This window comes from Cryobacterium sp. Hb1 (genome assembly GCF_004403585.1).
GTDB classification, from domain to species: Bacteria; Actinomycetota; Actinomycetes; order Actinomycetales; family Microbacteriaceae; genus Cryobacterium; species Cryobacterium lyxosi.
Genome location: NZ_SOHI01000014.1, coordinates 1 through 25,045, shown reverse-complemented (window position 1 = coordinate 25,045; position 25,045 = coordinate 1). Strand labels below are relative to the sequence as shown.

The window sequence follows — 25,045 nt, the reverse complement described above, 5'->3', positions numbered from 1 at the left end:
TGAATCCAGTGCCGGTGCCTTCGGCGGTATCTTTCACGGGCACGTCGCGTGGCTGAGGCCTAGGCCTTCAAGAACTCAATGGCCGCCTCGCGGAATGCGCGCGATGTGGGCGCATTGAAGTGGTTGCGCCCGGGAATCTCGAAAAAGGTACCGTTTGGCGTGGCGCCGGCCAACACCCGGGAGTCGTCGAGAATGCTGTCCTCACTGCCGGTGGCAAACAGCACCGGCTGAGTGGGCGCGTTTGCGGCGCCGGGCTGCGGGCCGCCGCGCATGCCTTCGACCAGGGCGACGAGCGCGGCGAGGTCATTGCCGGGCAGCGTCTTCGCCATGGCGAGATAGACACCGGTGAGGCGGTCGCTGACCTCGCGGCCGTGTTCGAGGTGGGCGCGGGCATCCGCTACTTGAAAACTTTTGAGCGGATCACCGTCGGGAATCCCGCCGAGCACCGCCCGGGTGATGCGGCCGCCGAGGTTGCGGGCAGCCTGCCACCCCACCCGGGCACCGAGCGAGTAGCCCACGTAGCAAACCTCGGTGAGCACGTAGGCGTCGAGCACCGCCTCAATGTCGGCGACGAGCAATTCCATCGTGTATGCGTCGGGCGAGTGTGGTTTGTCGCTGGCGCCGTGGCCGCGCTGGTCGATGCCGATGACGTGAAAACCGGCCCGCGTCAGATCCCGGGTCCAGCCGGTGGCGTGCCAGTTGGCGATGACGCTCGAAGCGAAGCCGTGCACCACGATCACGGTCGGGTGCTCCGGGTCGCCGAGCTCATAGGTGGCCAACTGCACACCGTCGTGGGACGGAACAAAACTGTGCGCGGGGGTGTTTCGGTGCAACATTCCCCTATTCCACCACGGCTGCCGCGGCGCAGGTTTGCTTGGCTCGCCACGGTTGCCCTCGTCGCCTCCGATGGGCTGAGCTGACCGGGTTACGGATACTTTCCCAGTTGATACGGGGGATCAGGACGATGACGGCTGTGCCGGCGACGAACGCAGTGAAAGTGAGGAAGTGTTCAGGAAAGCCGTGCAGACTGGATGTTTCGCCCGCGGACGCCGCGTGTGGAGTGTCGAACCAGAACCGCCCGCGCGACAGCCAGCGATTCGTTTTTCTGAAAGCTAGGCCTATCTCTTCTCCAACCACGCCCACCACACCTGTTGAGACTGACGCGAGCCGCATTCAGACTGTGCGTCGTCGCCGGAGCCGGAAGCGGACCCGCTTCTTGGCAGCCGGCGCCATCTTTGCTATCGCCGCAGTTGTCGGCACCGGCTTCGCGGTGCAATCCAGCGTCGCAGACGAAAACGCGCGCACAGCCGTCATGACAGCGCTTGCCTCCAGCGGCGCTGGACACGACGAGCAATTGGAACTCAATGCGGGGCGCTTGCGAGCGCGTGCCGAACAGGCCTCTGAAAGTGCCGTGTCTGGTGCCAGCGTCGTCATCGCTGCAGCGCACGGTAAGACGGATGCCACGGACCTGTCGGAGTCCGTTGCCTTGCTCTCCCACGTCACCCTGCTTGCTCCGGAGCGCATTTTCGAGCTCGTCGACGTAACGACAACCGAAACCGCGAGTGNAACCGCGAGTGTGCACGCCTCCACGACCGAGGTCGATCGCCTTGCCGCCGAGCAGGCAGCGGTTGCCCAAGCTAGTGCTGCTGCTGCTGCTGCTGCTGCTGCTGCTGCTGCTGAGGCTGCATCTGCTGAGGCTGCTGCTGAGGCCGAAGCTGCCGATGCCGTCCCGGCGGCACCGGCCCGCCCGTCCGCTCCAGCAGACCCCAACGCTGCACAGCAAATCGCGCGTCAGCTCATGGCGAACCAGTACGGCTGGGGTGACGATCAGTTTGGTTGCCTGGTGAGCCTGTGGGACAAAGAATCAGGCTGGAACGTGAACGCCTACAACGCCTCCAGCGGTGCCACCGGCATCCCGCAGGCATTGCCCGGCAACAAGATGGCCTCGGCCGGAGCCGACTGGCAGACCAACCCTGCGACCCAGATCTCGTGGGGCCTGGGTTATATCGCGAGTCGGTACAGCACACCCTGTGATGCCTGGGACAAGTCGGAAGCATCGGGCTGGTACTAGCGCACGGTAGCGGTACGTCGTAGCCGGGCGGTTCCCAATGCGTCACGTTCTCGTAAGGGAGGAACTAGGCGATCCACGTCGGCGCGCTCCGAGTGCGGCATCCCATCTATCGCGCCGCCAGTTCCAGCCACTCAGGAACCCAAACTGTGACATGCACCTCGCGCGACGGGCCGATACGGATACGCTGGGTACACGATTGTCGAGCGGGAGTATCAGTGAACGAGAACACGCAAGTACCCGGTGGAGCTATCAGCTCGCAGGTCATCGAGGGCGTTTTCGACCTCGCCCGCGACGGCTTGGCCGGTCCGTTGGGCGAGATGATCGACGCCGGAGTGCCCCTCAACGTGGTCAACCCGCGTGGAGACACGCTGCTGATCGTCGCGGCGTACCAGCAGCATCCCGATACCGTCGCTGAGTTGCTGCGGCGCGGGGCAGACGCATCCGTTATCAATGGCATGGGCCAGACCGCCATCTCGTGTGCGGTTTTTCGCGACAATGAGCCGATTCTGCGATTGCTCCTCGAAGCGGATGCCGACCCTGACCTCGGCACGCACAGTGGCGTGGCCATCGCCGACCAGTTCGGCCTGCCGCGCATGCGCGAGATCATCGAGTCGTACCCGCGCGGCTGAAACAAGAAAAGGGCGCCCCCCGAGTGGGAGACGCCCTCACTTCTAGTCGAGCGCGTTAGCGTCCGAGTCCGAGGTCGCCGAGAACATCGTTGACGATCGAGTCGACCGAGCCGTCGATGTTTTCAACGTCGACGCCATCGACGTCGGTGCCAACGTCGGTGCCGTTACCGGCGTCAACCGGGGCGGTGACGGGAGCTTCGATCGGTGCGACAACGTCGTTGCCGTTGCCGCTGCCGACGGACGCGTCGTTGCCGACCTCGTTGCCCGACGCGACATCACCGATGTCGTTGTTGAGCGAGTCATCGACCAGCGGACCGTTGACGACGCCGCCGTTCAGGATTCCGCCGTTGCCGACGCCCCCGACGGAGGTGTCGTTGCCGAGCACGCCGTTGCCGGTCGAGTCGTTGCCAGAGAGGTTGAACAGGTCGCCGATAACGTCAAGGCGGTTCTGCTCGGACGAGCTGTCGGTGCTCGTCGTCGTGCTGGTGCTGTCGCCGTCGAACGCCTGGGCGGGGGCGACAAAGCCTCCAATGATGAGAGCGGATGCTGCCGCGCCGGTGATTCCCAGCGCGGTGATCTTGCGAATGTTCGTATGCTTCGTGATCATATTCATGAGAGCTCCTATTCGTTTTTCTGTTCCAGCCCGAAGTTCACTCGGGCCGCACAGATGGTCCGGAGCCCTGCTCCATCCGGTTTGGTCGAGGCACCCCAAATGGGTGTCATGCATTGTTTTTGGTGGGGATAATGCTCGCCGTGACGTGGGTCGATCGCCGCCACGAGGGGCGTCCGCGGGTGGCGATGGCAGAGCCTGAGAAGAGTCTGGCAACCCCTTCCCGATGGCAAGCGGGGGAGTTTCTCTAAGCGAGCAGGCCCACGACGCGGTCACGCAAGATGTTGCTGCGCTCGGTGAAACCGCGCTGGCGGCGCACATACTCCGCCTTACCGGCGGCAGTCTCAACAGCGACCGGCGCGTAGCCCCAATCGGCGAGGTCGTAGGGCGAGGCCTCCATGTCGAGCTGGCGAATGTCGCGCGCGAGTTCGAAGGAGTCGAGCAAAACCTCGCCGGGAACCAGCGGGCCAAGCTTGATCACCCACTTGTAGATGTCCATTCCGGCGTGCAGGCACCCCGGCTGTTCCAGAACCGGTTGGTTCTCCCTCGTCGGTCGCAGTTGGTTCAGACCGGTAGCGGCGGGCGTGAAGAATCGAAACGCGTCGAAATGGCTGCAGCCGATGCGATTTATATCGACGACGGCATCGGTGACAGCCTGGCCGAGCCGAAGCGGCGCCATATGGCGATGCTCACCCTGCCGGTAGACCATCGCCCATTCGTGCAGACCGAAACAGCCGAAGTGTGCTGGCCTCTGCCGGGTCGCCGTGAGCAGTGATTTGATGAAGTGGATAACGCGCTCGTTCTTCTCGCAGAAGGCCACGGCATCCACTCGACTATCGTCGGCCTCGGTGCGGTACCACTTCCAGCCAGCTCGCGGAAAATCGGCCGCGCCCTGCAGCAGAACCCCGGCTCCGGGATGCCAACGGCGCAAAAGGCCCGGGCGGAACGGGTAGTAGGTGAACAGAAAATCATCGACCGGATGCTTCTGGCCGGTTGCGGCGCGCTCGCGGCGCTCTCGGGTGAGCGCGTCTGCGCGAGCCTCGTGGGCCTGCTCGAGGTCACGCCATGCCGTTGACTCAACTACCAGGGTCTGCTCAGTCAATTGCACGCATCGACCCTACGCCGTCAAGCTTGGAGCGGAGGCCGACGACGGGCAGAACGACCCTGTCGATGGGCTGGATGGAGAAGTCCCCGTTAGGGAAAAGCCCGTCGAGCAGGCCGTACGGTGCGTTTACGCGGCGAGGGGAGTGACGCCGGCCGTCCAACGAATGGCACGCACCCCGGCCCGGGTGCCGTGCATGTCGTCGTCGTGGCCGCGCGGGCGGCGGCACTCAACGAGGTCCTCGGCCGGCGTGATGTGCGGGTCGCGGCAGGAGCTGTTGTAATTGGTGTAGTCGATCTCAAGGAGAAGTTCGTCGTCGGTCATGGTTGTAGTTCCTCTTCAGTCGGGCACCTCAAGGCGAGTTGTCCCGGCGAACGGGAGTGCCGGATCAGGCGCTTCGCCTCGATTGATCGTGCGCGAATTGTTGGCGCTCGATCCGATTTGAAGCCCGATGTCACTCTCCGGCGGCGGCGGCGGAGCTGGTCTATCCGTTCGAGGGTAGATCGCCGAGGTACAAATTGTCTGCAAGAAGACGAAAATATATCATTTTTCTACCTGCCGGAGATGCGCCTTGCCCATTTCGGGCAGCGGGTAACGATTTCCGCGCGAAAGTGTTGCTCCCAGTATGACTATTGCGCTGTCCATCCTTGACCTTGCTCCGATCACCCCCGGCCAGACCGTTCGGGAGAGCTTCGCGGCGAGTGTTGCGCTTGCCCAGACGGCCGAAAAACACGGGTATGAGCGGGTCTGGTATGCCGAGCACCACAACATGCCGACCATCGGATCATCGGCAACGAGCATTCTGATCGGGCACGTGGCTGGGCAAACCACCACGATTCGGCTCGGATCCGGCGGCGTCATGCTGCCCAATCACTCCCCGCTCGTGATTGCCGAACAGTACGGAACCCTCGCCGAGCTCTATCCTGACCGCATCGACCTGGGTCTGGGTCGCGCGCCCGGCAGCGACCAGAACACCGCTCGGGCGATGCGCCGCGACCCGCGCGCTTCTGACCAGTTTCCGCAGGACGTCATAGAGCTGCAGGCCTACCTGCGCGGCCAGTCGATCGTGCCCGGCGTGCAGGCCGTGCCGGGGGCCGGTACCAATGTGCCGCTGTACATTCTCGGATCGTCGCTGTTCGGTGCCGGGCTCGCCGCAGCGCTCGGCCTGCCCTACGCTTTTGCCTCGCATTTCGCGCCCGACGCGCTGCACGAAGCGATCGCGCTCTACCGCCGTGATTTCACGCCGTCAGAGCAGCTTGCAGCGCCGCACCTCATCATTGCGGCCAACGTGATCGCCGCCGACGACACAGCGGATGCAGTGGCACAGTTTGAGTCGACCCGCCGCACCCGGGTGCGCGGCATGCTCTCTCGCGGGCCGGCAACCCCCGAATACGATGACGACCAGATCGACATGTTTCTGACCACGCCGGAGGGCCGCAATATCGCCGACATGATGCGCTATTCGGCGGTTGGTACCGCCGATGAGGTGCGCGCCTACCTTGAGGAGTTCGCCGAGGGAACCGGGGCCGATGAGCTCATTCTCGCTCACCAGTCTCCATTGATCGAGGACCGCCTGCGCTCGGTCGAGCTCACGGCCGATGCGATGAACCTCGTCACTGTCTAGCTCACGGGGCTAGGTTGGCAGAGTGAACCCGGACGCGCTCGTCGACCTCTGTCTGGGCCTGCCCCAGGCGATAGAAACATTTCCATTCGGCAACGAGACGAGCGTTTTCAAAACCAGTGGCAACGGTAAAATCTTTGCCCTCGCAGCCCTGGCGGGCGTGCCGTTCACCGTGTCGCTTAAATGTGATCCGGAAGAGGGCCGTGCCCTGCGGGAAGAATTTTCGCTGTGGATCACGCCGGGCTACCACCTGAACAAGAAGCACTGGATCACGATCGTGCTCGATGGCCATGTGCCTGTCGAGCTGGTCGAACAGCTGCTGCGCGATAGCCACGCTCTGGTGCGGCCCCGCGTTCCCCGCGCCCGGCCGAAATAGCGGGGCTGGTGTGTCAGGCCGGAGAACGGATACCCCGACTCACGCCCCCCGACTCACACCCCGGAGAGTGGGTCGCCCAGGGGGTCGGCAGCACCCAGATCGGCAAGGGCCATCCCGCCCACCGGCAGGCCGGCCCAGGACAGCAGGGTCCAGCCCTCGTCGGGTGAGCCAATGAATTCCACAACACCGGTGTTGTCGAGCTCGTGCTCTCCCGCAAAGCTCGCCGGAACGTTCTGCGCGCGGGCCGCGGTCCAGACACGAATAGCTGCGCCGTGGCTGAAGACCGCGGCGACCTCAGAGTCCGCGGCTGCAAGCGCGATGGCGGCGTCGAAGCGCCGGAAGAAGCCGTGGCCATCGTCGGCTCCCGGCATCCTCTTATCCAGGTTGCCGGTGCCCCACGCCATCACGGTCTCCAGATACGTACGAACGGAGGCCCGATCGCGTAGCCCCTCAATCGAGCCGGCTTCGATCTCGTGTAACCCGGTCGCGACCCGTAACTCAAGGCCGCGATCGGCGGCGAGCGGCTGCGCGGTCAGGTGGGTGCGTAGCAGCGTCGACACGAAGATGGCATCAATTGGCTCGGAGCGCAACGCATCGGGGATCGCCGCTGCCTGGCGCAGACCGAGATCGGTCAGGCCAGGCCCCGGATGCGCGGTGTCAAGCCGTCCGAGAACGTTGCCGGGAGTCTGGCCATGGCGGATCAGGAGAAGTCGCATATACCCCTCAGCATAGGCAACGTGACCGAGCAAGAGAAGTCGGTGCGTCAACGGCCGCAGCGTTGAGGGTTTCGAGCGGCACCTGCGGCGGTTTCGTCAGATGTCCGTGGCAATCTCGAACTTGGTGAGCACGGGCGTGCCGGACAAGATCGGTCCCAAAGAAGATTTACCCGGTCCAGCACGATACGTGCGATAGGCGGCATCGTGCTCCAGCGAGACCCACTGTTCTACGAGGACAAAGTGCGTGGGGTCCTCGGTATCGACGAGCACATCGACACCGAGGCATCCATCAAAGGCGCGGGTGGTCAGCAGAGTGTCGTGTAACACCTCGGGAGCCTCGCTGAGGAACTCGGCCTTGACATGGATATCGAGAAAAGCGGTGATCGGCATAGTTGCTCCAAACAGGGTTGAGATTACGGGAAAAATTCGGTTACACGTGGTCTATCACGTTGCAGTCCGGCACGCCCGGACCGATCAGGAGACAGGTCGCATAGTTCGAGCATAGGCAACACGGTGTGCCAAGGGATTCAGATGGGCCGATCGCACGGCTGTGGCTGCTCGCAGTAGCGCCGGCGCGGTCTGGCAGCCGAGAGTGGCAGCATGGAGAAAATACACTTCGCGCGTTCGAACAGAAAGCAGTTTCATGACGATTATCAAAATTAACGCCATCACCGTGCCGAGCGATGGCGGCGACGAGCTTGCCCGCCGATTTGCTGCCCGTGCTGGCGCCGTCGATGACCGGCCCGGCTTCGAGGGCTTCGAGCTGTTGAAGCCGACCGATGACCGCCTCACCTGGCTTGTCCTGACTCGCTGGGCCGACGAAGAATCGTTCCAGGCCTGGTTGAGCTCTCCGTCGTTCGCCCACGGACACCGCAGCGAGACGCCGAAAGAGGGCGAACCGGCCGCGCGCCCGGTCGGTGTCAGTAGCGAGCTGTGGTCGTACGCCATCGTTGGCGGTACCGGGCACTGACCCTGGGCGACGGACGTTTCGATGTACTACCGGCGCGACTCAGGCGGGCCGATTTCGGAAAGCCTATAACCGGTCGGGTAGATCGTCGTCGCCGCGCCAGAAGCAAAGACTGGCAGTTCTGAAGGTGCCGAGTGTGCGGTCCGCAGGTTCCGCACCTTCAGAAGTGCACGCACTCCGGCGGTCAAACCGCGGCCCGGCGATGGTAGGCCGAGGGGCGCGCTCACCCGCACGTCGCCAATGACCGCACCCAGGATTCCTCGGTCCCAACGGCGCACCAGGTGGGGAAGCTTGTTGGCTCCACGGCTCGCCATCCGTGGCTATCAAGCCACCGTAGCGGCGCGATAAGCAGGCTGATCAGGACGTAGAGAAAATCATCATCGGTACCGGGAACGCCCGCATGCACGCGGCGCAGCAGGCTCACCATGGTGCGCCCCGCTGTCAAAACCGTGCGTAATGATTTCATACACAACAATTCCGGTATCTGTCGACCGTTTGCCCGGTCTTTGCGTGATTTCGCCGGACGCGAGAAGTCCCTCCGATATTTGCGGAACGGCGAAGCTCCTAAAGTACGCCAGGACGAAACCAACGTTGACGTCGTTACCGAAGTCATACAGTGCCATTTGACGGAAGCTAGCCTCCCAATCATCGGCAGCCACATGACGGGCGGCGTTCGCTTGAGCTTGTTGTTTAGACCTCATGACGACGCCGGGTCTCCGACCCTGGAGCATCGAGGTCAGGCGGCTCTGCTTCGAGGAGCTCTGTTATGGAACGCAAGGTCTCGGGAGACACATCCCCGAGCATTCGCGCTGCGAAACTGACGACCCTCCGCACGCGGAGGGTTTTCACAAACGTGAGTTGGGCGTCTACGCGGTCGGGCAGTTCGCCATCGGAGTGGAGCAGATATTCCGGAGGGATGCGGAAGAATTCACCGATTCCGGTGAGGAGAGCGGCGTCAGTGACGAGCGGGCCCTCGCCCGTGATCATGTAGGCCCAGCGTGCCCGGGACAAGGCGACACCCTTGTTCTTGAGCCCGTGCTCGATCTGCTTGTAGGTATATGGGGTGTTGCCTTCGGCCACAACCACATCAAGTAGCAGATTGAGCTTTCGGGCCAGCTCCACCTGGGGGCTGACGGTCGGACGGGGGTTTGGCGTGGGGGACTCGTGGTCCGGCAGATTAGACAACAGTATTGATCCCATCGTGTCGGATCGGTCCGGGCGGCACCTGGGTTTGCCGTTCGACCCGATCGATGATCGATTGTTCGGCCGACGACACGGCCTGCGTCGGGTCAAGAAGCAGGGTGTCGCGAATTTCAACGTACCGACGGTATAAGTGCAGACCAGGTTGCCGAACGACGAGCAGGCCAGGACGAGTCAGCTTTCGGTCAATGCTGAGGTCCGGCGCAGTCAAGAGCAAGCGGTGCCACATTGGTGTGATGCGCCACAACAACACCCGATCGTGATAGGTCTTTCGGCTCGAAATGAGCCCGTCGACGGTTGCGGTAAGTCCGAGACCGACTGCCAGGCTTAGAGGCGCGATGAGGAGCGCAAGAACGTACGCCACACGCGGCCACCCTTGGAAGATAAAACCCGGAGTCAAGTTGGATTGCACGGAACTGATCAGGCTGATGAGTGCATAAATCAGAACGCTCAGGCAGCCAAGAATCATAAATCCCAAGGACAACCTGATGACCATTCTGGGCTGCTTACGAATGTCCGACAAACATGCATAGGCCACGGAGATGGCAAAAATTGCCATGGCGAGCCACGTTGTCGAGGCATATGCGGTGTAATCCCACCGGGCAACGAAAGACTGGGAAATATCGTCCGAAATACGCCAGTCGCTGGAGAAGAACAGAATTGCCTGCGCTGCGATGATCAGGCTGGCGACGAGAGCCGTCACCCGTCGACGCCTCCGCGTGATTCCACCGACGGACACCGCTTCTTGAACGAGGACGTCCAGTAGGCCGACAGCTATGATCGTCAGGGCATGGAAGAGAAAATACGTGGCATTGATTCCGCCCAGAAACGGATCAACAAATCGATAAACCGGTTGTGCCTGCAAGCTCATGCTCATCGCGAGCATGATCAGGAACCAGAGAAGCGGGCGGCGTGTTCCCCGAATGGCCGAGGGTGCGCATAAGAGTACGGCGATCCAGAGGACGACGGGCACGAAGGTCAGCACGGTGGTCTGCATTACAACACCTGACCAAAACCGGTCCGGAGACCCAGCGCAATTTTGGGCCCATCGCTCAACATGATCAAGGCCAGCTGGTCGCCGATGGCCTCTGCCAATGCTTCCTGTTCGTCGGTGAACCGGCTTCGGGCCAGTGCATGGACGATAGCGTCGAGAGGAATGAGTGGTGCGAGCAGTGCGATACGTTCCGCCGACAGCAGTTCTTTCTCCTGGTTGAGGATCATGTGGCCGTATTCATGATTGATGAACTGCTGGCGGTGCACCCTGGACGTAGTCGGTGCATGGTAGATCCGTTCAAAATCTTCGCCGGCCACGGCGATCCAGAGACCGCAGAGCCCGGCCTCAAGCATGCGCGGAGTCGCACTGTGAATCACGATCTTCTTGCCCCGCACCGTTTCCATGTGTCGGTGCAAAAGTTCGGCCGTGAGCGGCCGGGGCAGACCGAGTTCGGTCACAATCGTGTGCGCCCGTTTCTGGCGTAACTCGTAGCTCAATCCCCTACCCCCGTGTTGATACGCCGAGTCTACCCCTTGCCGAGACCGGTCACCGAAAGTGTCGGCATACGGCCCGGGGAAGCCCTACGATAGACATGTCCAACGTTGGCCTAGGGGAGGAACAGCTATGGCTCGGCTCGTAACTGGCGGTAATGCGGGGGCTCTGATGCCGGTGTCTGACACTGGCTATGGCCGTCCAGCACGCGGGCACAGGCTGCGCTTTACGTGGAATTTGCGTGCTTGGTGCCTCCGAGTCGGGGGCTCCAAGCGACAGAACGGTCGATCGATCTTTCGTGGCGCGATCGACGGCGCCACGATGCCTCATGATGCGGCATCTCAGAGTGGTACGAGCGTTGACGTCCTCGCGCTGAGGTGGTTGCGGGGGCTCGTACCCGCCGAAATCGATCAGCGCGTCACCCTGAGCTTTGATAGCTGGTGCAACGCTCAAACGAAGACGGAGGTCGTCACCGGCGTGGACGGTGCCACGACGGCGTCGAATCTGCTGGCCGTTCGTGCAGCCTGGCGCATCGCACAGTCCGGTCACAGTGTCGTGGTTCAGGTCTGGTCTATGCCAAAACGTCCAAGTGCATCCGGCGGCACAATCAGGGTGTGGGTGTGCAATGGAGACAGCGCCCGTGCGATTGAGGCCAAGATTTTGGAGGACAATCTGCAGCGCGATGGGGGCGAGTCGGCGCAGACTACGAAGAATCGCTTTGCGACCGGCTGGATTGTGACCGGGGAACCGGGTGGCGCTCGCCACTCGTAGTGACGCTTGCCGCGCCGCTCATAATCCCGAACGCTAAGAAACGTTACTTCGGGGCCGCAATCAATTCGGACCCGCCGTTAAGCTGTGCCAATGAGCACTATGCAAAATCCTGAGGCCAAGACACCGGTCGATGCGGCGCGTCCGGCCCGATCCCAGGCACTGCTGGATGCTGTCACCAACTCTGTCGTCATCGCCGACGGCGCTATGGGCACCATGCTGCAGGAACACAACCCCACCCTCGACGACTACCAGCAGCTCGAGGGCTGCAACGAGATTCTCAACGTGAGCCGCCCCGACATCATCGCGGCCATTCACGACGTCTACCTTGAAACTGGCATCGACGCCATCGAGACCAACACCTTCGGGGCGAACTGGTCGAACCTCTCGGACTACGGGATCGAAGATCGCATCGAGGAGCTCGCTCGACTCGGCGCCGAGATCGCACGCGCCAGCGCAGAAAAATTCGAAGTCCGCGACGGCCGGGTGCGCTGGGTGCTCGGCTCGATGGGCCCCGGCACCAAGCTGCCGAGCCTCGGCCACACCACTTACGCCAACCTCAAGACCACGTTCGCCGAGCAGGCGCTCGGGTTGATCCGTGGTGGCGCTGACGCCTTCCTCATCGAGACCTCGCAGGACCTGCTGCAGACCAAGAGCGCGGTAAACGGATGCAAGCAGGCCATTAGCGAGACCGGCATCCGCCTACCCATTTTCGTCGAGGTGACGGTGGAGACCACCGGAACCATGCTGATGGGCAGCGAGATCGGCGCCGCGCTGACCGCGCTCGAGCCACTCGGCATCGACGCTATCGGCTTGAACTGTGCGACCGGACCGACCGAGATGAGCGAGCACCTGCGTCACCTGTCGAAGTTCTCCCGGGTGCCCGTCATCTGTATGCCCAACGCCGGCCTGCCGCAGTTGACCAAGACTGGCGCGAGCTATCCGCTCACCCCCGAGCAGCTGGCCACGGCCCACGAACAGTTCGTAAAGGAATTCGGGCTGGGGCTCGTGGGCGGATGCTGTGGCACGACTCCCGCACACATGACAGCCGTGGTCGAACGGTTGCGTGGTGTGACCGCGAAACCGCGCACCCTCGAAGCGGACGCTGGCGTCGCGAGTCTGTACCAGCACGTCAGTTTCGACCAGGACAGCGCATTTCTAGCCATCGGGGAGCGCACCAACGCCAACGGCTCGCGCGCTTTTCGCGATGCCATGCTCGCTGAAAACTGGGACGACTGCGTCGACATCGCCCGCAGCCAGGTGCGTGACGGCGCCCACCTGCTCGACGTCTGCATCGACTACGTCGGTCGCGATGGCGTCGCCGACATGAAGCAGGTCGTCTCCCGACTGGCCAGCGCCTCGACCCTGCCGCTCGTCGTCGACTCCACCGAGCCGGCCGTCCTGCAGGCCGGCATGGAACTCATCGGTGGTCGTCCGGTTGTGAACTCGGTCAACTTCGAAGACGGCGAGGGGCCCACGTCGAGGTTCGGCCGCATCATGCCGCTCGTCAAGGAGCACGGCGCCGCTGTGATCGCCCTGACGATCGACGAGGAGGGCCAGGCCCGCACCGCCGAGCACAAGGTGCGCATCGCCACCCGTCTGGTGGACACCCTCGTGAACACGTGGGGAATGCGGGTCGAGGACATCATCGTCGACGCGTTGACCTTTCCCATCGCGACCGGCCAGGAAGAAACCCGCCGGGACGGCATCGAGACCATCGAGGCGATTCGCCAGATCAAGGCGAAGTACCCCGGCATCCACACGACCCTCGGGGTCTCGAACGTGTCGTTCGGGCTCAACCCCGCTGCGCGCTCGGTGCTCAACTCGGTCTTTCTGCACGAGGCCACGGAGGCCGGCCTCGACTCGGCCATCGTGAATTCGGCCAAGATCGTGCCGCTCGCCTCGGTGCCCGACGACCGCCGCAAGGTGGCGCTCGACCTGGTCTGGGACCGCCGAGAATACGACGCCGAAGGCACACTCACCTACGACCCGCTGGTGGCCCTACTCGACCTGTTCGCCGGCGTCGACTCCGCCGCTCTGAAAGACGAGCGCGCCGCCGAACTCGCCGCCCTGCCAGTGGGCGAACGCCTCGAACGCCGCATCATCGACGGCGAGGCCAAGGGCCTCGAAGCTGACCTCGACCTTGCCCGAGCCGGGGGGTTGAGCGCGCTCGATATCGTCAACGTGCACCTGCTCGTCGGCATGCAGGTCGTCGGCGCCCGCTTCGGCAGCGGCGAGATGCAGTTGCCCTTCGTGTTGCAATCAGCCGAGGTGATGAAAGCCGCCGTGGCCCTGCTCGAGCCGCACATGGAAAAATCCGAAGCGGCCGGCAAGGGCACGATCGTGCTCGGCACCGTGCGCGGTGACGTGCACGACATCGGCAAGAACCTCGTCGACATCATCCTCACCAACAACGGCTACGACGTGATCAACATCGGCATCAAACAATCGATAGCGGAGTTCATCCGGGTCGCCGAGGAGAACAACGCCGACGTCATCGGCATGAGCGGGCTGCTCGTGAAATCCACCGTGGTGATGAAGGAGAACCTGCTCGAGCTTCAGTCGCGCGGCTTCGCCGACAAATGGCCGATTCTGCTCGGCGGCGCGGCCCTCACCCGTTCCTACGTCGAGGACGACCTCGACAGCGTCTTCGCCGGGCAGGTGCGCTACGCCCGCGATGCCTTCGAGGGCCTCGCCCTGATGGAGCCGCTCGTGGCCATCGCCCGCGGCGCCGACCCAGCCTCGGTGGGACTGCCGCCGCTGAAGAAACGTATTCACAAGAAGAGCCTGCTCACCTTGACCGAACCCGAAGAGATGCCCGGGCGTTCCGAGGTCGCGAGCGACAACTCGATTCCGGTACCGCCGTTCTGGGGCACCCGCATCGTCAAGGGTGTTGCCCTCGCCGATTTCTCGGCCTTTCTCGACGAACGCGCCACCTTCATGGGGCAGTGGGGGCTCAAGCCCAGCCGGGCCGAAGACGGCGCGAGCTACCAGGAACTGGTCGATACTGTTGGTCGGCCGCGCCTGCGCTACTGGCTTGACCGCATCCTGGGCGAAGGCATGCTTGACGCCTCCGTCGCCTACGGCTACTTTCCCGTCGTCGCCGACGGCGACGACATGGTCGTGCTGCACCACGGCGATGACCCCACCGGGCACCTCGGCCAGGCCGGACTGCTCGCGCCCGACGGCGGCTCCGGCGGCGAGCTCGGCACCGATCGACTGCGGTTCAACTTTCCCCGGCAGCGCCGTGACAAACACCTGTGCCTGGCCGACTTCGTGCGCGGGCGCGACACCGGTTCGTCTGGAGAACGCGGGCAAACGGATGTCGTCGCCCTCCAGCTGGTCACCGCTGGCGCCCACGTCGACGAGGTCACGGCCAAAATGTTCGCCGCGAACCAGTACCGCGACTACATGGAACTCAACGGGCTCACCATGCAGCTCACTGAGGCCCTTGCCGAGTATTGGCACTCGCGTATCCGCTCGGAATTCGGTGTCGGCGACGAGGACCCGAGTGACGTGGCCGGTATGTTCAAACTGGAGTATCGCGGAGCCCGGTTCTCCCTGGGCTACCCGGCCTGCCCCGAGATGGAGGACCGTCGCAAGGTGGTCGAGCTGCTCAAGCCTGAGCGGATGGGCGTGGTCTTGTCAGAGGAGCTGCAGCTGCACCCCGAGCAGTCGACCGACGCGTTCGTGTTCCACCACCCGGAGGCAAAGTACTTCTCGGTATAGGTGAACGGCGCGAACCGATCCGCACGGTGTCAATGTCGTTGCGCCCGTGGTGGCGGATGGTGGGGCTGGGGTGAATTGTGCTTCTCGGTACACTGACCGTGTGGCTCGCCTGGACGATACAATTTTGCGCGGCCAGCGGAGGTGCTGGGATGTTGGAAACTGTTCCAGTTGTGCTCCGGTTACCGTTCCGGGGCCGGTGGATCACGGAGAACAGCCCCGCGAACCGTGTTCCTAGCCACGGCACTCACCTTTTCGGCACCACATTCGCAATCGACTTCGTCGCCGTCAACGAACGCGGTCATTCGGGAAAACGCGGCTGGCGCTCGGTGCTGGCAACAGAGTCCCCTGAGGTCTTCGTCGGATTCGGCGCACCAATCCTCGCGCCGGCATCGGGCACGGTGGTTGCCGCGATCGCTGGTGAGCTTGATCATGAGGCCCGCCGCTCACAATTGGCGCTCATTCCTTATGCTCTCTCGCAAGCCCGCCGCATTCGGGAGGGCGTCCGCGCGATCGCAGGGAATCACGTGGTTATCGCGATGGGTTCGTCTGGGCCCTTCGTGCTCATCGCGCATCTGCGGCGTGGAACGGTGAACGTCACAGTGGGATCAGTAGTCGAGGTGGGCGAGACCATTGGTTCATGCGGGAATTCGGGTAACAGCACGCAACCGCACGTGCACGTGCAAGTCACGGACTCAACTGACTGGCAGACGGCGCGCGGACGTCCGATCATCTTTAAGCGCCCTCACGTCAGCGGCGACAATTGGCTGCCAAGAAACGGTGAGACGTTCAACGCCTCATGAAATGCGCGGGAATCCCTGAGTGATTCGACTCCGAGACGCGGATTGCGGAGCAGATGTTCCCGCAGAGACAATCCGCCAGACCGGTCACCGGCGGGGGCTCAGGCGGGCTCGGCGCAGGGCCGCGAGCACGGCCGGGCCGACCAGCGCAATACCGACCACGGTCGTGATGGCGCGTACGGTATCCCAGGTGAGGGTCGACGTGACGAGTGAGTAGAGCGCGAACGAGGCAAGGTTCTGGCCGGGGTCGGCTCCCGCCGTGTAAGAGATATCGGTGCCGCTGCCCACCGCAAACGGCCAAAACCAGAGGTTCATCATGAGCCCGAACAGGTACGACGCGACTACCCCATAGGCAGCCAGCAGAAAGATTTCGCGGGTGGCGCGCATGCGCTGGCCGGAAGAATTCCGCCGCGTGGCGTTCTGCCAGCGCGGCAGCAGACCGGCACCGGCGCCGACCCAGCCGCAGGCGAACATCTGGAACGGGGTCCACGGGCCAAAGCCGCCCCAGAGCATCGAGGACACCGCGATGGTGAGCAGACCGAGCAGAAAACCAAACCGGGCCCCATAGACCCGCCCGGCCAGGATAAGCAGCACGAACACCGCCTCGACTCCGCCGACGCCGGCGCCGGCGATGCGCACCGCGGCACCGACGGCCGAGAGCACGCCGAGCAATGCCACGGTCTTCGCCGTATACATTTCACGGTCGAGGGTGAGCGCCAAGGCCACAATGAGCGCGGGGATGAGCGCGAACGCCACGATCGGAACCGCGACCTGCGCGTTCGCCGGCACGGCTCCGACGAAGAACGGCCAGGCGAACGCGGCCGCGGCGAGCAGGCTGCCGCCACCGAGAATCCCCTCCGTCCAGCGGATGCTGCGGCGCGGCCGCGCCTGACCCGCGCGCTCGCGGGGGCGGTCGCTGAGGGCGATCTTGGCGGTGGCTGCGTTCTCGCGGGCTGTGTTCTCCCGAGCGGTGGTCGATTCGCCGGTCATGAAAGCACCTCGATCGGCGCGGCGAGCCGCCCGGCCTGCATATGCACGGTGCGCGTGGCCAGGTCCTGCGCGAAGTCGTCGTCGTGGGTGGCGAAGATGACCGCTGAGGCCGTACCGGCGGCCATGAGCAACGCCGCACTCACGAGCGCACGCGCCGTCTGGTCGAGGCCGCGCGTAGGTTCGTCGACGAGGAGCAGGGCAGGCCGGGCGGCGAGTTGAATGGCCATGACGAGGCAGAGGCGTTCGCCGGCCGAGAGGTCGCGCGGGTGGCGCTGCAACAGGGGCGCGGCATCCGTTGGGGCAGGGAAGCCGAGTAGATGGGCAAAAAGGGCTGCTGTGCTGCGTTCGGTGTGAGGGACGGCGCGAAGGCCGCGTCTAAAATTCGGTTCGCGCAGCGTTCGATCAGCGCGGCGACATTCCTCGGCCACGGTGATCGCAAACAGCAGGTCGTCGAAATTCTCGGGTACGAGCGCCACGGACTGCCGGCGCGTTCGCCGCTTGCGGGAATGAACATCGTGCCCGGCGACGATGACGGTGTCGGCAGCGGTCGGCAGCGCGATCGCCCGCAGCAGGCTGGTCTTGCCGGCGCCGTTACTACCGCGCAGGGCTACGAGTTCGCCCGCCTGCACGTCGAAGGACACGTCGTTGACGACCAGGTCGGTTTTGTGCCGAACACTCAGTCGACGGATGCTCGCGAGCGGCATCAAAGGCACAGAGCCGAAATCCAGCGTCGCGCTCTGCGTCGCCGCTGAGATACCCGCACCGTTTTCGCATGATGGCAGTGCGGTATCCCACGAAACGGCGGGCGAATCGGCGGGGCGTCGGCCATTCGAGTCTGCGTCACGGCCCGGTGTCATCGTCGCGCCGATTTCGGGGGAGAGGTGGTGCACTCGGCTGCCTCGAATCTGGAGCCAGCCATCCGCTGTCGATGCGAACTCGCTCGTGTTGTGTTCGGCGATGACGACGCAGACCCCGGCCTCGTGGGCGAGCTGGCCGAGCACAGTGCAGACCCGGTCGCGGGCGGCTGTATCGAGGTCGGCGAGCGGTTCATCGACCAGCAACAGGATGGGGTTATTCACGAGCGCCGCCGCGATCGCGACGAGGCTGGCTTCACCGGCGGAGAGCTGCTCGATGGGCCGGTCGACCAAGTGTTCGATTTTGAGCCGGGCGGCCACCTCGAGAACGCGGGCATGCACGATGGATGCGGCGACATCCCGCACGGCCAAGGCGAAGCCGATCTCGTCGTGGACCGTTTCGGCGGCGAACCCCAGCCGCACATTTTGCGCGACGAGCCCGACGAAACCGGCGGTGTCGCGTGGGGGAGTCGAGGCCCGGTCGGCGCCGGCAATGTCGATATGACCGTGCTGGGTACCGTCGTAGAAATGCTGGAACAGGCCGCTCATGCTGTGCAGCAGACTGGTTTTGCCCGATCCGGTCGCGCCGACGATGACCGTCAGCGTGCCGGGCCGCAGCGTGACGTTGAGCTCGTCGAGGTGCCAGTCTGCGCCGAAATCTAAACCGGCATCCGTCAGCACCACGGGTGCCTCGCAGACGCCCGGGACGACGCGGGTCGCTGCAAATCCGCGGGTCTCCATCGATGCGGCGAGCGCGAGAGCGCGCTCGATCGTCTGCTCGAAGATGGGCACGAGCAGCGATGCGATCGACCGTTCTCCGCGGAGGGCGCGGGCGACCCGCACGCGGCGCACGGATTCCAGCAGCGCCGGAAATGTGGCCCAGGCGATCACGAGCGAACGGGAGATTGCCCGCAGCGGTCCGCGGCCAGCGCCGCGGGCAAATAACGCCTGCACATTGACGACGGCGTTGAGCAGGCCGAAGAACACGATGACGGCGGCGACCGGGAGTGCGCTGAGCGCGGCGTTGCCGAGCCCGACCAGGGTGATCGGGCCGAGCAGCGTGATGTGGCTGAACGGTCCGTCGAGCCGCAGCAGGGGAAGATCCAGCAGCAGCGAGCCCGCGCCCGCGCCTGCGCCGCCGAAGACCACCCGGTAGACGACCCGCAGCAGCACGAAGCCGACCGCGAGTACGACTGCCGCGCGTAGCGGGGCCAGGCGCAGGCGAAGCACTAGCTGCCGGGCGTCGGCGTTTCGGTACCCGTGGTGTAGACGAGCCCGACGGACTGGCCGGGTTCGACCTGGAGCGTGCCGAGGCCCTCCTGGGCGTAGGCCCAGTCGGCGTCGGGGGTGGCCTTCACCCAGAGCGCCCAGTACGCGTACGCGGGCGGCATCGAGGCGCAGCTCTCGGTGAACGATTCCTGGCCCTCGACCACGACGGTCTCGTCGGCGGACGGACGGTCGTTGACGCGGCAGACGATCTGGTCGCCGTATTCCACGCTGCCTGCGGTCGTGACGCCGGTTGTGGCCAGGGCCTCACTCGCGGCCGTCGCCGCTGTCGCGTCGACGCATCCGCTGACCGAGTCGGCGTCGAGGGTGCCGAAGTCGACGATCACATTGACGCCGGCGCAGTCGACGGCCGCAGCACCCGCTTCAGCGGTGGCGGTGGCGGCAGCGGGTGCCGGCGAGCCAGCGCCGGAATCAGCGGTGGCGCATCCACTCAGTGCAGCGAGCAGAACGAGCGCGCCCAGTGCAGCTGTGGTGCGCGCACCCGTGCTGCGGAAGAAAGTGGGCGCAGAGGAAAATGGCGCGGTGAAGGTCATGAACTCAGAATACCTAGCGTTTAGAGGATGCCGGCGACTCGGTCGAGCCCCCCGCGGAGGTCAAGCAGAAGGTCGTCAAGCGATTCGATGCCCACCGACAGGCGCAGCATGCCGGCCGTTATGCCGAGGCGTGCGTTCAGATCGGGGGCAAAGGACGCGTGGGTGGTGGTGAGTGGATGCAGCACCATCGAGCGGGTGTCGCCGATACCGGTCATGCGGCTGAACACCCGCAGACCGTTCGTGAACGCTCGGGCACCCTCGGTCCCGCCCTTGACGGTGACGGCGAACACCGAGCCGGTACGGCCGTTGTAGTACTGTTGCGCGATCTTGTGCAGCGGGCTGCTCGGCAGGCCGGCGTAGTCGACGACTTCGACCTCGGGCTGTTCTTCGAGCCAGTGCGCGATCGCAATGGAGTTGTCGACGTGACGTTCCATGCGCAGCGACAGGGTTTCGATGCCCTGATGCAGCAGAAAACCGTTGAACGGCGACAGCGATGGACCAACATCGTTCACGACGGCCTCGCGCACGTACTGGGCGTAGGCGGCCGGGCCGAACCGGTCGAGCAGCGATGGCAGGCCGGGGCGCAACGAGTCGGTCAGCAGTGGGTAGCGGCGGGAGCTCGCCGCCCAGTCGAAGGTGCCGCCGTCGACGATGGCGCCCGACACCCCGGCGCCGTGGCCGCTGAGAAACTTGGTGGTCGAGTGCACGACGATGTCGGCGCCGTGCTCGAACGGGCGAATGAGGTACGGCGTGGCGACGGTGTTGTCGACGACGAGCGGAATGCCATGGCGGCGGGCGACGGCGGCGATGCGGGCGATGTCGACGACGTCGTTGCGCGGGTTCGGAATGGTTTCAGTGAAGATCGCTTTGGTCTCCGGCCGAATCACCGCGTCCCAGGCGGCATCGGAGTCGGTGTCCCAGACGTAGTCCACCTCGATGCCCATGCGTCGAAAGCTCCGGCCGAGCAGAATGCGGGTGCCGCCGTAGATGCTCGCGGTCGAAACGATGTGCTCACCCGATTCGGCCAGGGCGAACAGTGCGGCGCTGATCGCGGCCTGTCCACTCGACACGGCAACGCAGGCCGTGCCGCCCTCCAGTGAGGCGAGCCGCTGTTCGGCGACCGCGTTGGTGGGGTTGCCCTGCCGGGAGTAGATGGGTTCGCGGGAACCGCCGTTGAACCGGGCGGCCCCGTCGTCGAAGGAATCGAAGACATACCCGGCGCTCAGGGTGAGCGGCGGAATGCGCGCGCCGCGGTTCTCGTCGGCGTACTCGCCCACGTGCACCTGGCGGGTGTCGAAACTGAAGGCGTCCCAATCGGTGATCGGCGCGACCACTTCGGTGGCATCAGAATTGCGTGAAGTTGCTGTTGGTGCTGGCGTGGCCATGAAACTTCCTGTTGCGTCGGTGTCGGGCTGAAGCGGGGCATCCGTGGTCGTCATGAGACGGCTACCGGCGTCGTCAAAGCAGCAGACGCGGCATGAACTCGTGCCACGAGCGCCGCGATACGGGCGACGGCTTCGCGCAGGGTGTCGGGTGAGCAGGCCAGGTTGAGCCGGGCGAAGCCCTGGCCGCCGAGGCCGAAGCACTCTCCGTTGTTGAGGGCGACGCGGGCGTCGTCGAGAATGCGCTGGTACGGGCTCTCGCCGAGGCCGAGGTGGCGCAGGTCGAGCCAGGCGAGGTAGCTGGCGCGCGGCCGGTGGTAGATCACAGTGGGCAGATGTTCGCGAAGCAGGGAATCCAGCAAGGAATCGTTGTCGACAATTTGATCGATGGCATTGTCGAGCCAGTCGGTACAGGAGAAGGCGGTGATGTTGGCGTGCAGGCCGAGGATGCTGGTGCGACAGGCCACCTCTTCGGGTAGCCGGTTCAGCAGGTCATTGGTGGCGTCATCGGCGGCGATGACGACCGCGCACTTGAGCCCGGCCACATTCCAGCCTTTACTCGCCGAGGTCACGGTGACCGCGCGGGCCCCGGCGGCCAGGGCCAGCGGGGCGAACGGCGTGAAGGTGACGCCCGGGTAGGTGAGCGGTGCGTGGATCTCATCGGAGATGACGAACACGTCGTACTGCGCGGCCAGTCGGGCCAGCGTTTCGAGCGTCTCTCGCTGCCACACAATGCCGTGCGGGTTGTGCGGGTTGCAGAGCAGAAAAGCGTCGATGCCGCCGGCGAAGCTGGTTTCGAGTGCCGTGAGGTCGAGCGCCCAACTGTCGCCCTGCTCGAGCAGGGGCGTTTCGATAACGGATGCCGCGGCCTCTTCGACGAGTTCGTAGAACGGCGGGTAGACCGGCGGGGTGATCGCAACTCGGCCGCCGGCAGGCACGGCCAGGCGGAGGGCCTCGACGATGCCGACGCTCACGTCGGTTGCCAGGTGCACGTGGCCAGGGTCAACGGTCCAGCCCCAACGGTTCAGAGCAAATGCGGCGAAGGCCGGAGCGAGCGGGCCGGGGCCGTCGAGGTAACCGGTGTCGGAAGCCTGAACCCGCTCCACGAGGGTGGCGACAATGGCCGGGGCGAGGGGGTAGTCCATCTCGGCAACGAACAAGGGAAGTACGTCGGCGGGAAACCGAGTCCACTTGATGCTGCTGCGCTCGCGCCGGATATGCTCCAGCGGTGCGACCTTGATGACTGACATGACCACAGCTTGTTCCAGCCGTCGAGAATAAGCGAACAGGCACGTAAACATTCGACACATGAGCGGATGCCGACGCCGCGCTGGCGAGCCGGGTAACCGTTCGCGGGCAGCTCAATCTGACGCGCAGACGTGCAGCGTGGCCCACGCTGACCGCGACTAAACTAGGGGCTTGGGTTTAAGGGGTGTTCGTGATTGACCAGGAGCTTGTTCGAGAGCAGGACTATGTTCGGGCGCTGTATGAGCGGCTCGATGCGCTGCAGGAAGAGGCTGAAGGCCAGCTCAAAGCGGTGCGCCGCCAAGACGTAGGCGGTAACCACCAATCCCGCAGCGAACGCGACACCTTCGCTCGCCTCTACGAGGACCGCATCGTGCAACTGCGCGAGGTCGACGACCGACTGGCCTTTGGCCGGCTCGAAACCATGCCAGACGACTCCGGCGACTCGGTCTACCGCTATATCGGCCGGGTGGGCCTGCGTGATGAAGATCACAAGCCGCTGCTGCTCGACTGGCGTGTGCCGCAGGCAAGCGCTTTCTACCAGGCCACAGCCGCCACGCCGCTCGGCGCCAGAGCCCGCCGCCACCTGCTCTCCAAGGGGCGCACCATCATCCGCATCGAAGACGAAATTCTCGATGCCGCCCTGCTCGCCGACCCCGATGCCAGCACACATCAGGGCGAGGGCGCCCTGCTCGCGGCGCTCACCGCACAGCGCACCGGTCACATGTCCGACATCGTCTCGACCATTCAGGCGGAGCAGGACCGCATCATCCGCTCGGAACTGGCCGGTGTTCTGGTCGTGCAGGGTGGCCCCGGCACCGGTAAGACCGCCGTGGCGCTGCACCGTGCCGCCTACCTGCTGTACACGCACCGGGATCGCCTGCGCGACAGCGGCGTGCTCATCATCGGTCCGTCGCGTTCATTTCTCCAGTACATCGAGGCCGTGCTGCCCTCTCTCGGTGAAACGGGTGTCGTGCTGGCTTCGGTCGGGCAACTCTTTCCCGGCGTCGAAGCGATCCACGAGGATGCCCCCGCCGTCGCGGCGCTGAAAGGCCAGGCGTTCATGGCCGACCTCATTGCGCGAGCCGTGTATTCCCGGCAGCGCACCCCGTCTGCCCCGCAGCAGCTCGTCGTGAACGGCGACCGTATCGTGCTGCAGCCCGAGCTCGTCGCCAATGCGATCGCGCGCGCTCGTGGCACCGGTAAAACCCACAACGAGGCACGAGTGACCTTTGTGAAGACCGCTATCAACGCCCTTTCCCGGGTCTGGCTTGAGCAACTGCAGCAGCAGGGCCGTTCGATGGACGACACCGATCTGCCCATGCTGCGCGAAGACCTACGCCTGGCCGACGATGTGCGGATCGCGCTCAATACCGCCTGGCTGCCGCTCACGCCGCAAAAACTGGTGCAAGATCTGTATGCGCGGCCGCAGTGGCTGGAGGAGCTCACTCCGCGCTGGCGATTCGCCCAGCGCAAGCTGCTGGCGCGCCCGCGCACGGCTGAGTTCACGATCGCCGACATTCCGCTGCTCGATGAGGCTGCGGAGCTGCTCGGTGAATACAACGCGGTCGACCAGGCGAAGAAGCGTGCGCTCAAGGAACAGCGTAAGCGCGACGTTGAGAATGCCGAAACGGCTATTGAAAACATGCAGGTGAAGGGCCTCGTCAACGCGAAGGACCTCGCCGCCAGTTTCGCCGAACTCGATGAACGCGCAACGACCAGCGAGCGTGCCGCCCGGGATCGCAGTTGGACCTACGGCCACGTTGTCATTGACGAGGCCCAGGAACTTTCCCCGATGCAGTGGCGGCTGGTGTTGCGGCGTGGTCCGCGCCGGTCGTTCACGATCGTCGGTGACATCGCGCAGGCAGCCAGTTCTGCGGCATCCGCCAGCTGGAAAGAGGCGTTGCAGCCGGTTCTCGACGGCTCGCCCGAAGCGGACCGCTGGCGGCTCGAAGAACTGACCGTGAATTATCGCACGCCGAGCCAGATAGCTACGGCGGCCGAGACGGTCGCGATGTCACATCGGTTGCCCATCACGCGCTCCCGCACGGTGCGGTCGAGCGAGTGGCCGGTCGAAACGGTAGCGGATGCCGCGGTCGCGGTACGCCGCGACCTGGCGCTTGGAACCGGCGGCACCCTCGCCGTGATCGTCGTCGATGCTGCTCTCGACGGCCTTGAATTTAGCCTGCGCGCTGAATTCGGCGATCTGCTCGGCGTTGGTGCGCTTGGCCTCAGCTGCGAGATCGCGCTGCTCACACCGCAGGATGCCAAGGGGCTGGAATTCGACGCGGTCATCGTCGTCGACCCGGCTGCCATTCTCGCCGCCTCTGAGCGTGGCGCCGGCGCGCTCTATGTAGCGATGACCCGGGCCACACAGCGGCTCTACCTGGTCGGGGACGCGCCGCTCGGTCGTGCATAATTCTGGCGTCGCTGACCTGAATACACGGTCAGGGAAGCGACATCGAAGACGAAGCCGAGCACCGAATCTTCGAGTCGTCGTACCGGGCAGCCCTCGGTAATCGGCATAGTATTTAACTTGCAAAAAACCCTCGCTATTTACTGAGATTTCCTCGTTTACAGGAGCGATTCGGGTTATAATTGTGGGTGAAGGAGGCACTGACGCCATGACCCTCACCGCCCCGCCCGCTGCAACCGGCTCCGTGCCGGAACCTGAGGGTTCTC

The 25,045-nt window shown here is 64.5% G+C and carries 24 protein-coding genes; 9 read left to right on the top strand and 15 right to left on the bottom strand.

All coding sequences use genetic code 11. From position 1 onward, the window contains the following. Positions 1-59 precede the first annotated feature (59 nt). Positions 60-836: an alpha/beta fold hydrolase gene (locus E3T38_RS05230; RefSeq protein ID WP_134546821.1), complete on the bottom strand. Its 777-nt coding sequence runs from the start codon at positions 834-836 to the stop codon at positions 60-62. Between the two features lie 380 nt (positions 837-1,216). On the opposite strand from E3T38_RS05230, the gene E3T38_RS17035 reads away from it, so the two are divergent. Beyond that, positions 1,217-2,071: a hypothetical protein gene (locus E3T38_RS17035; RefSeq protein WP_174775210.1), complete on the top strand. Its 855-nt coding sequence runs from the start codon at positions 1,217-1,219 to the stop codon at positions 2,069-2,071. A 215-nt stretch (positions 2,072-2,286) separates the two neighbouring features. After that, complete coding sequence (locus tag E3T38_RS05215; RefSeq protein ID WP_198417306.1) at positions 2,287-2,700, top strand: ankyrin repeat domain-containing protein; 414 nt, start codon at positions 2,287-2,289, stop codon at positions 2,698-2,700. Between the two features lie 55 nt (positions 2,701-2,755). On the opposite strand, the gene E3T38_RS05210 is transcribed toward E3T38_RS05215, so the two are convergent. The 3 genes from E3T38_RS05210 to E3T38_RS05200 form a co-directional block, all read right to left on the bottom strand. Next, a complete protein-coding gene (locus tag E3T38_RS05210) occupies positions 2,756-3,313 on the bottom strand; it encodes a hypothetical protein (RefSeq protein WP_166805433.1) in 558 nt (185 codons plus the stop codon). Positions 3,314-3,557: 244 nt separating this feature from the next. Continuing rightward, the gene (locus tag E3T38_RS05205) at positions 3,558-4,418 is read right to left on the bottom strand and encodes a 3-methyladenine DNA glycosylase (RefSeq protein ID WP_370448990.1); all 861 of its coding nucleotides are present in this window, start codon (positions 4,416-4,418) and stop codon (positions 3,558-3,560) included. Positions 4,419-4,541: 123 nt separating this feature from the next. Then, a complete protein-coding gene (locus E3T38_RS05200) occupies positions 4,542-4,736 on the bottom strand; it encodes a hypothetical protein (protein WP_134546815.1) in 195 nt (64 codons plus the stop codon). 301 nt (positions 4,737-5,037) lie between these two features. Here E3T38_RS05200 and E3T38_RS05195 point away from each other — a divergent pair, with 301 nt between their 5' ends. Beyond that, entirely contained in the window at positions 5,038-6,036 is a 999-nt protein-coding gene (locus E3T38_RS05195; protein WP_134546813.1) for an LLM class flavin-dependent oxidoreductase, read from the top strand. Positions 6,037-6,058: 22 nt separating this feature from the next. After that, positions 6,059-6,409 (top strand): MmcQ/YjbR family DNA-binding protein, encoded by a 351-nt coding sequence (locus E3T38_RS05190; protein WP_134546811.1) that lies wholly within the window; start codon positions 6,059-6,061, stop codon positions 6,407-6,409. A 53-nt stretch (positions 6,410-6,462) separates the two neighbouring features. Here the strand turns inward: E3T38_RS05190 and E3T38_RS05185 are convergent, their stop codons facing one another. Next, complete coding sequence (locus E3T38_RS05185; protein WP_134546809.1) at positions 6,463-7,125, bottom strand: histidine phosphatase family protein; 663 nt, start codon at positions 7,123-7,125, stop codon at positions 6,463-6,465. 96 nt (positions 7,126-7,221) lie between these two features. Then, the gene (locus E3T38_RS05180) at positions 7,222-7,515 is read right to left on the bottom strand and encodes a putative quinol monooxygenase (protein ID WP_134546808.1); all 294 of its coding nucleotides are present in this window, start codon (positions 7,513-7,515) and stop codon (positions 7,222-7,224) included. A gap of 253 nt (positions 7,516-7,768) precedes the next feature. On the opposite strand from E3T38_RS05180, the gene E3T38_RS05175 reads away from it, so the two are divergent. Beyond that, positions 7,769-8,095: an antibiotic biosynthesis monooxygenase gene (locus E3T38_RS05175; protein WP_134546806.1), complete on the top strand. Its 327-nt coding sequence runs from the start codon at positions 7,769-7,771 to the stop codon at positions 8,093-8,095. Positions 8,096-8,315: 220 nt separating this feature from the next. Here E3T38_RS05175 and E3T38_RS05170 read toward each other — a convergent pair whose 3' ends face one another. From E3T38_RS05170 to E3T38_RS05155, 4 genes are all read right to left on the bottom strand, one after another. Beyond that, a complete protein-coding gene (locus E3T38_RS05170; RefSeq protein WP_134546804.1) occupies positions 8,316-8,558 on the bottom strand; it encodes a hypothetical protein in 243 nt (80 codons plus the stop codon). 224 nt (positions 8,559-8,782) lie between these two features. Beyond that, positions 8,783-9,277, bottom strand: coding sequence for a hypothetical protein (locus E3T38_RS05165; protein ID WP_241984309.1), 495 nt, complete (start codon positions 9,275-9,277; stop codon positions 8,783-8,785). Then, entirely contained in the window at positions 9,270-10,289 is a 1,020-nt protein-coding gene (locus E3T38_RS05160) for a DUF6545 domain-containing protein (protein WP_134546802.1), read from the bottom strand. The genes E3T38_RS05165 and E3T38_RS05160 overlap by 8 nt, the downstream gene beginning before the upstream one ends. Then, positions 10,289-10,783, bottom strand: coding sequence for a hypothetical protein (locus tag E3T38_RS05155; RefSeq protein ID WP_134546800.1), 495 nt, complete (start codon positions 10,781-10,783; stop codon positions 10,289-10,291). The genes E3T38_RS05160 and E3T38_RS05155 overlap by 1 nt, the downstream gene beginning before the upstream one ends. 316 nt (positions 10,784-11,099) lie before the next feature. Between E3T38_RS05155 and E3T38_RS05150 the strand changes: the two genes are divergently transcribed. The 3 genes from E3T38_RS05150 to E3T38_RS05140 all read left to right on the top strand — a co-directional run bounded on the left by E3T38_RS05150 (position 11,100) and on the right by E3T38_RS05140 (position 16,075). Next, positions 11,100-11,549, top strand: coding sequence for a hypothetical protein (locus E3T38_RS05150; protein WP_134546798.1), 450 nt, complete (start codon positions 11,100-11,102; stop codon positions 11,547-11,549). A 90-nt stretch (positions 11,550-11,639) separates the two neighbouring features. Then, positions 11,640-15,275 (top strand): methionine synthase, encoded by a 3,636-nt coding sequence (metH, locus tag E3T38_RS05145; protein WP_241984308.1) that lies wholly within the window; start codon positions 11,640-11,642, stop codon positions 15,273-15,275. Between the two features lie 149 nt (positions 15,276-15,424). After that, positions 15,425-16,075 (top strand): M23 family metallopeptidase, encoded by a 651-nt coding sequence (locus tag E3T38_RS05140; protein ID WP_134546796.1) that lies wholly within the window; start codon positions 15,425-15,427, stop codon positions 16,073-16,075. Positions 16,076-16,159: 84 nt separating this feature from the next. On the opposite strand, the gene E3T38_RS05135 is transcribed toward E3T38_RS05140, so the two are convergent. From E3T38_RS05135 to E3T38_RS05115, 5 genes are read right to left on the bottom strand one after another with little or no spacing between them, the layout of a single operon-like run. Continuing rightward, positions 16,160-17,062, bottom strand: a complete 903-nt coding sequence (locus E3T38_RS05135) for an ECF transporter S component (protein ID WP_134546794.1) — start codon at positions 17,060-17,062, stop codon at positions 16,160-16,162. Next, on the bottom strand, positions 17,059-19,146 hold the full coding sequence (locus tag E3T38_RS05130) for an ATP-binding cassette domain-containing protein (RefSeq protein ID WP_134546792.1): 2,088 nt from the start codon (positions 19,144-19,146) through the stop codon (positions 17,059-17,061). Before E3T38_RS05130 ends, E3T38_RS05135 begins: the two co-directional genes overlap by 4 nt. After that, positions 19,146-19,736, bottom strand: coding sequence for a hypothetical protein (locus E3T38_RS05125; protein ID WP_134546790.1), 591 nt, complete (start codon positions 19,734-19,736; stop codon positions 19,146-19,148). The genes E3T38_RS05130 and E3T38_RS05125 overlap by 1 nt, the downstream gene beginning before the upstream one ends. A gap of 20 nt (positions 19,737-19,756) precedes the next feature. After that, on the bottom strand, positions 19,757-21,121 hold the full coding sequence (locus tag E3T38_RS05120) for an O-acetylhomoserine aminocarboxypropyltransferase/cysteine synthase family protein (RefSeq protein WP_134546788.1): 1,365 nt from the start codon (positions 21,119-21,121) through the stop codon (positions 19,757-19,759). A 50-nt stretch (positions 21,122-21,171) separates the two neighbouring features. Next, positions 21,172-22,368, bottom strand: coding sequence for a MalY/PatB family protein (locus tag E3T38_RS05115; protein ID WP_134546786.1), 1,197 nt, complete (start codon positions 22,366-22,368; stop codon positions 21,172-21,174). A 188-nt stretch (positions 22,369-22,556) separates the two neighbouring features. On the opposite strand from E3T38_RS05115, the gene E3T38_RS05110 reads away from it, so the two are divergent. Then, positions 22,557-24,782: a UvrD-helicase domain-containing protein gene (locus E3T38_RS05110; protein ID WP_174775209.1), complete on the top strand. Its 2,226-nt coding sequence runs from the start codon at positions 22,557-22,559 to the stop codon at positions 24,780-24,782. The last annotated feature ends 263 nt before the right edge of the window (positions 24,783-25,045 follow it).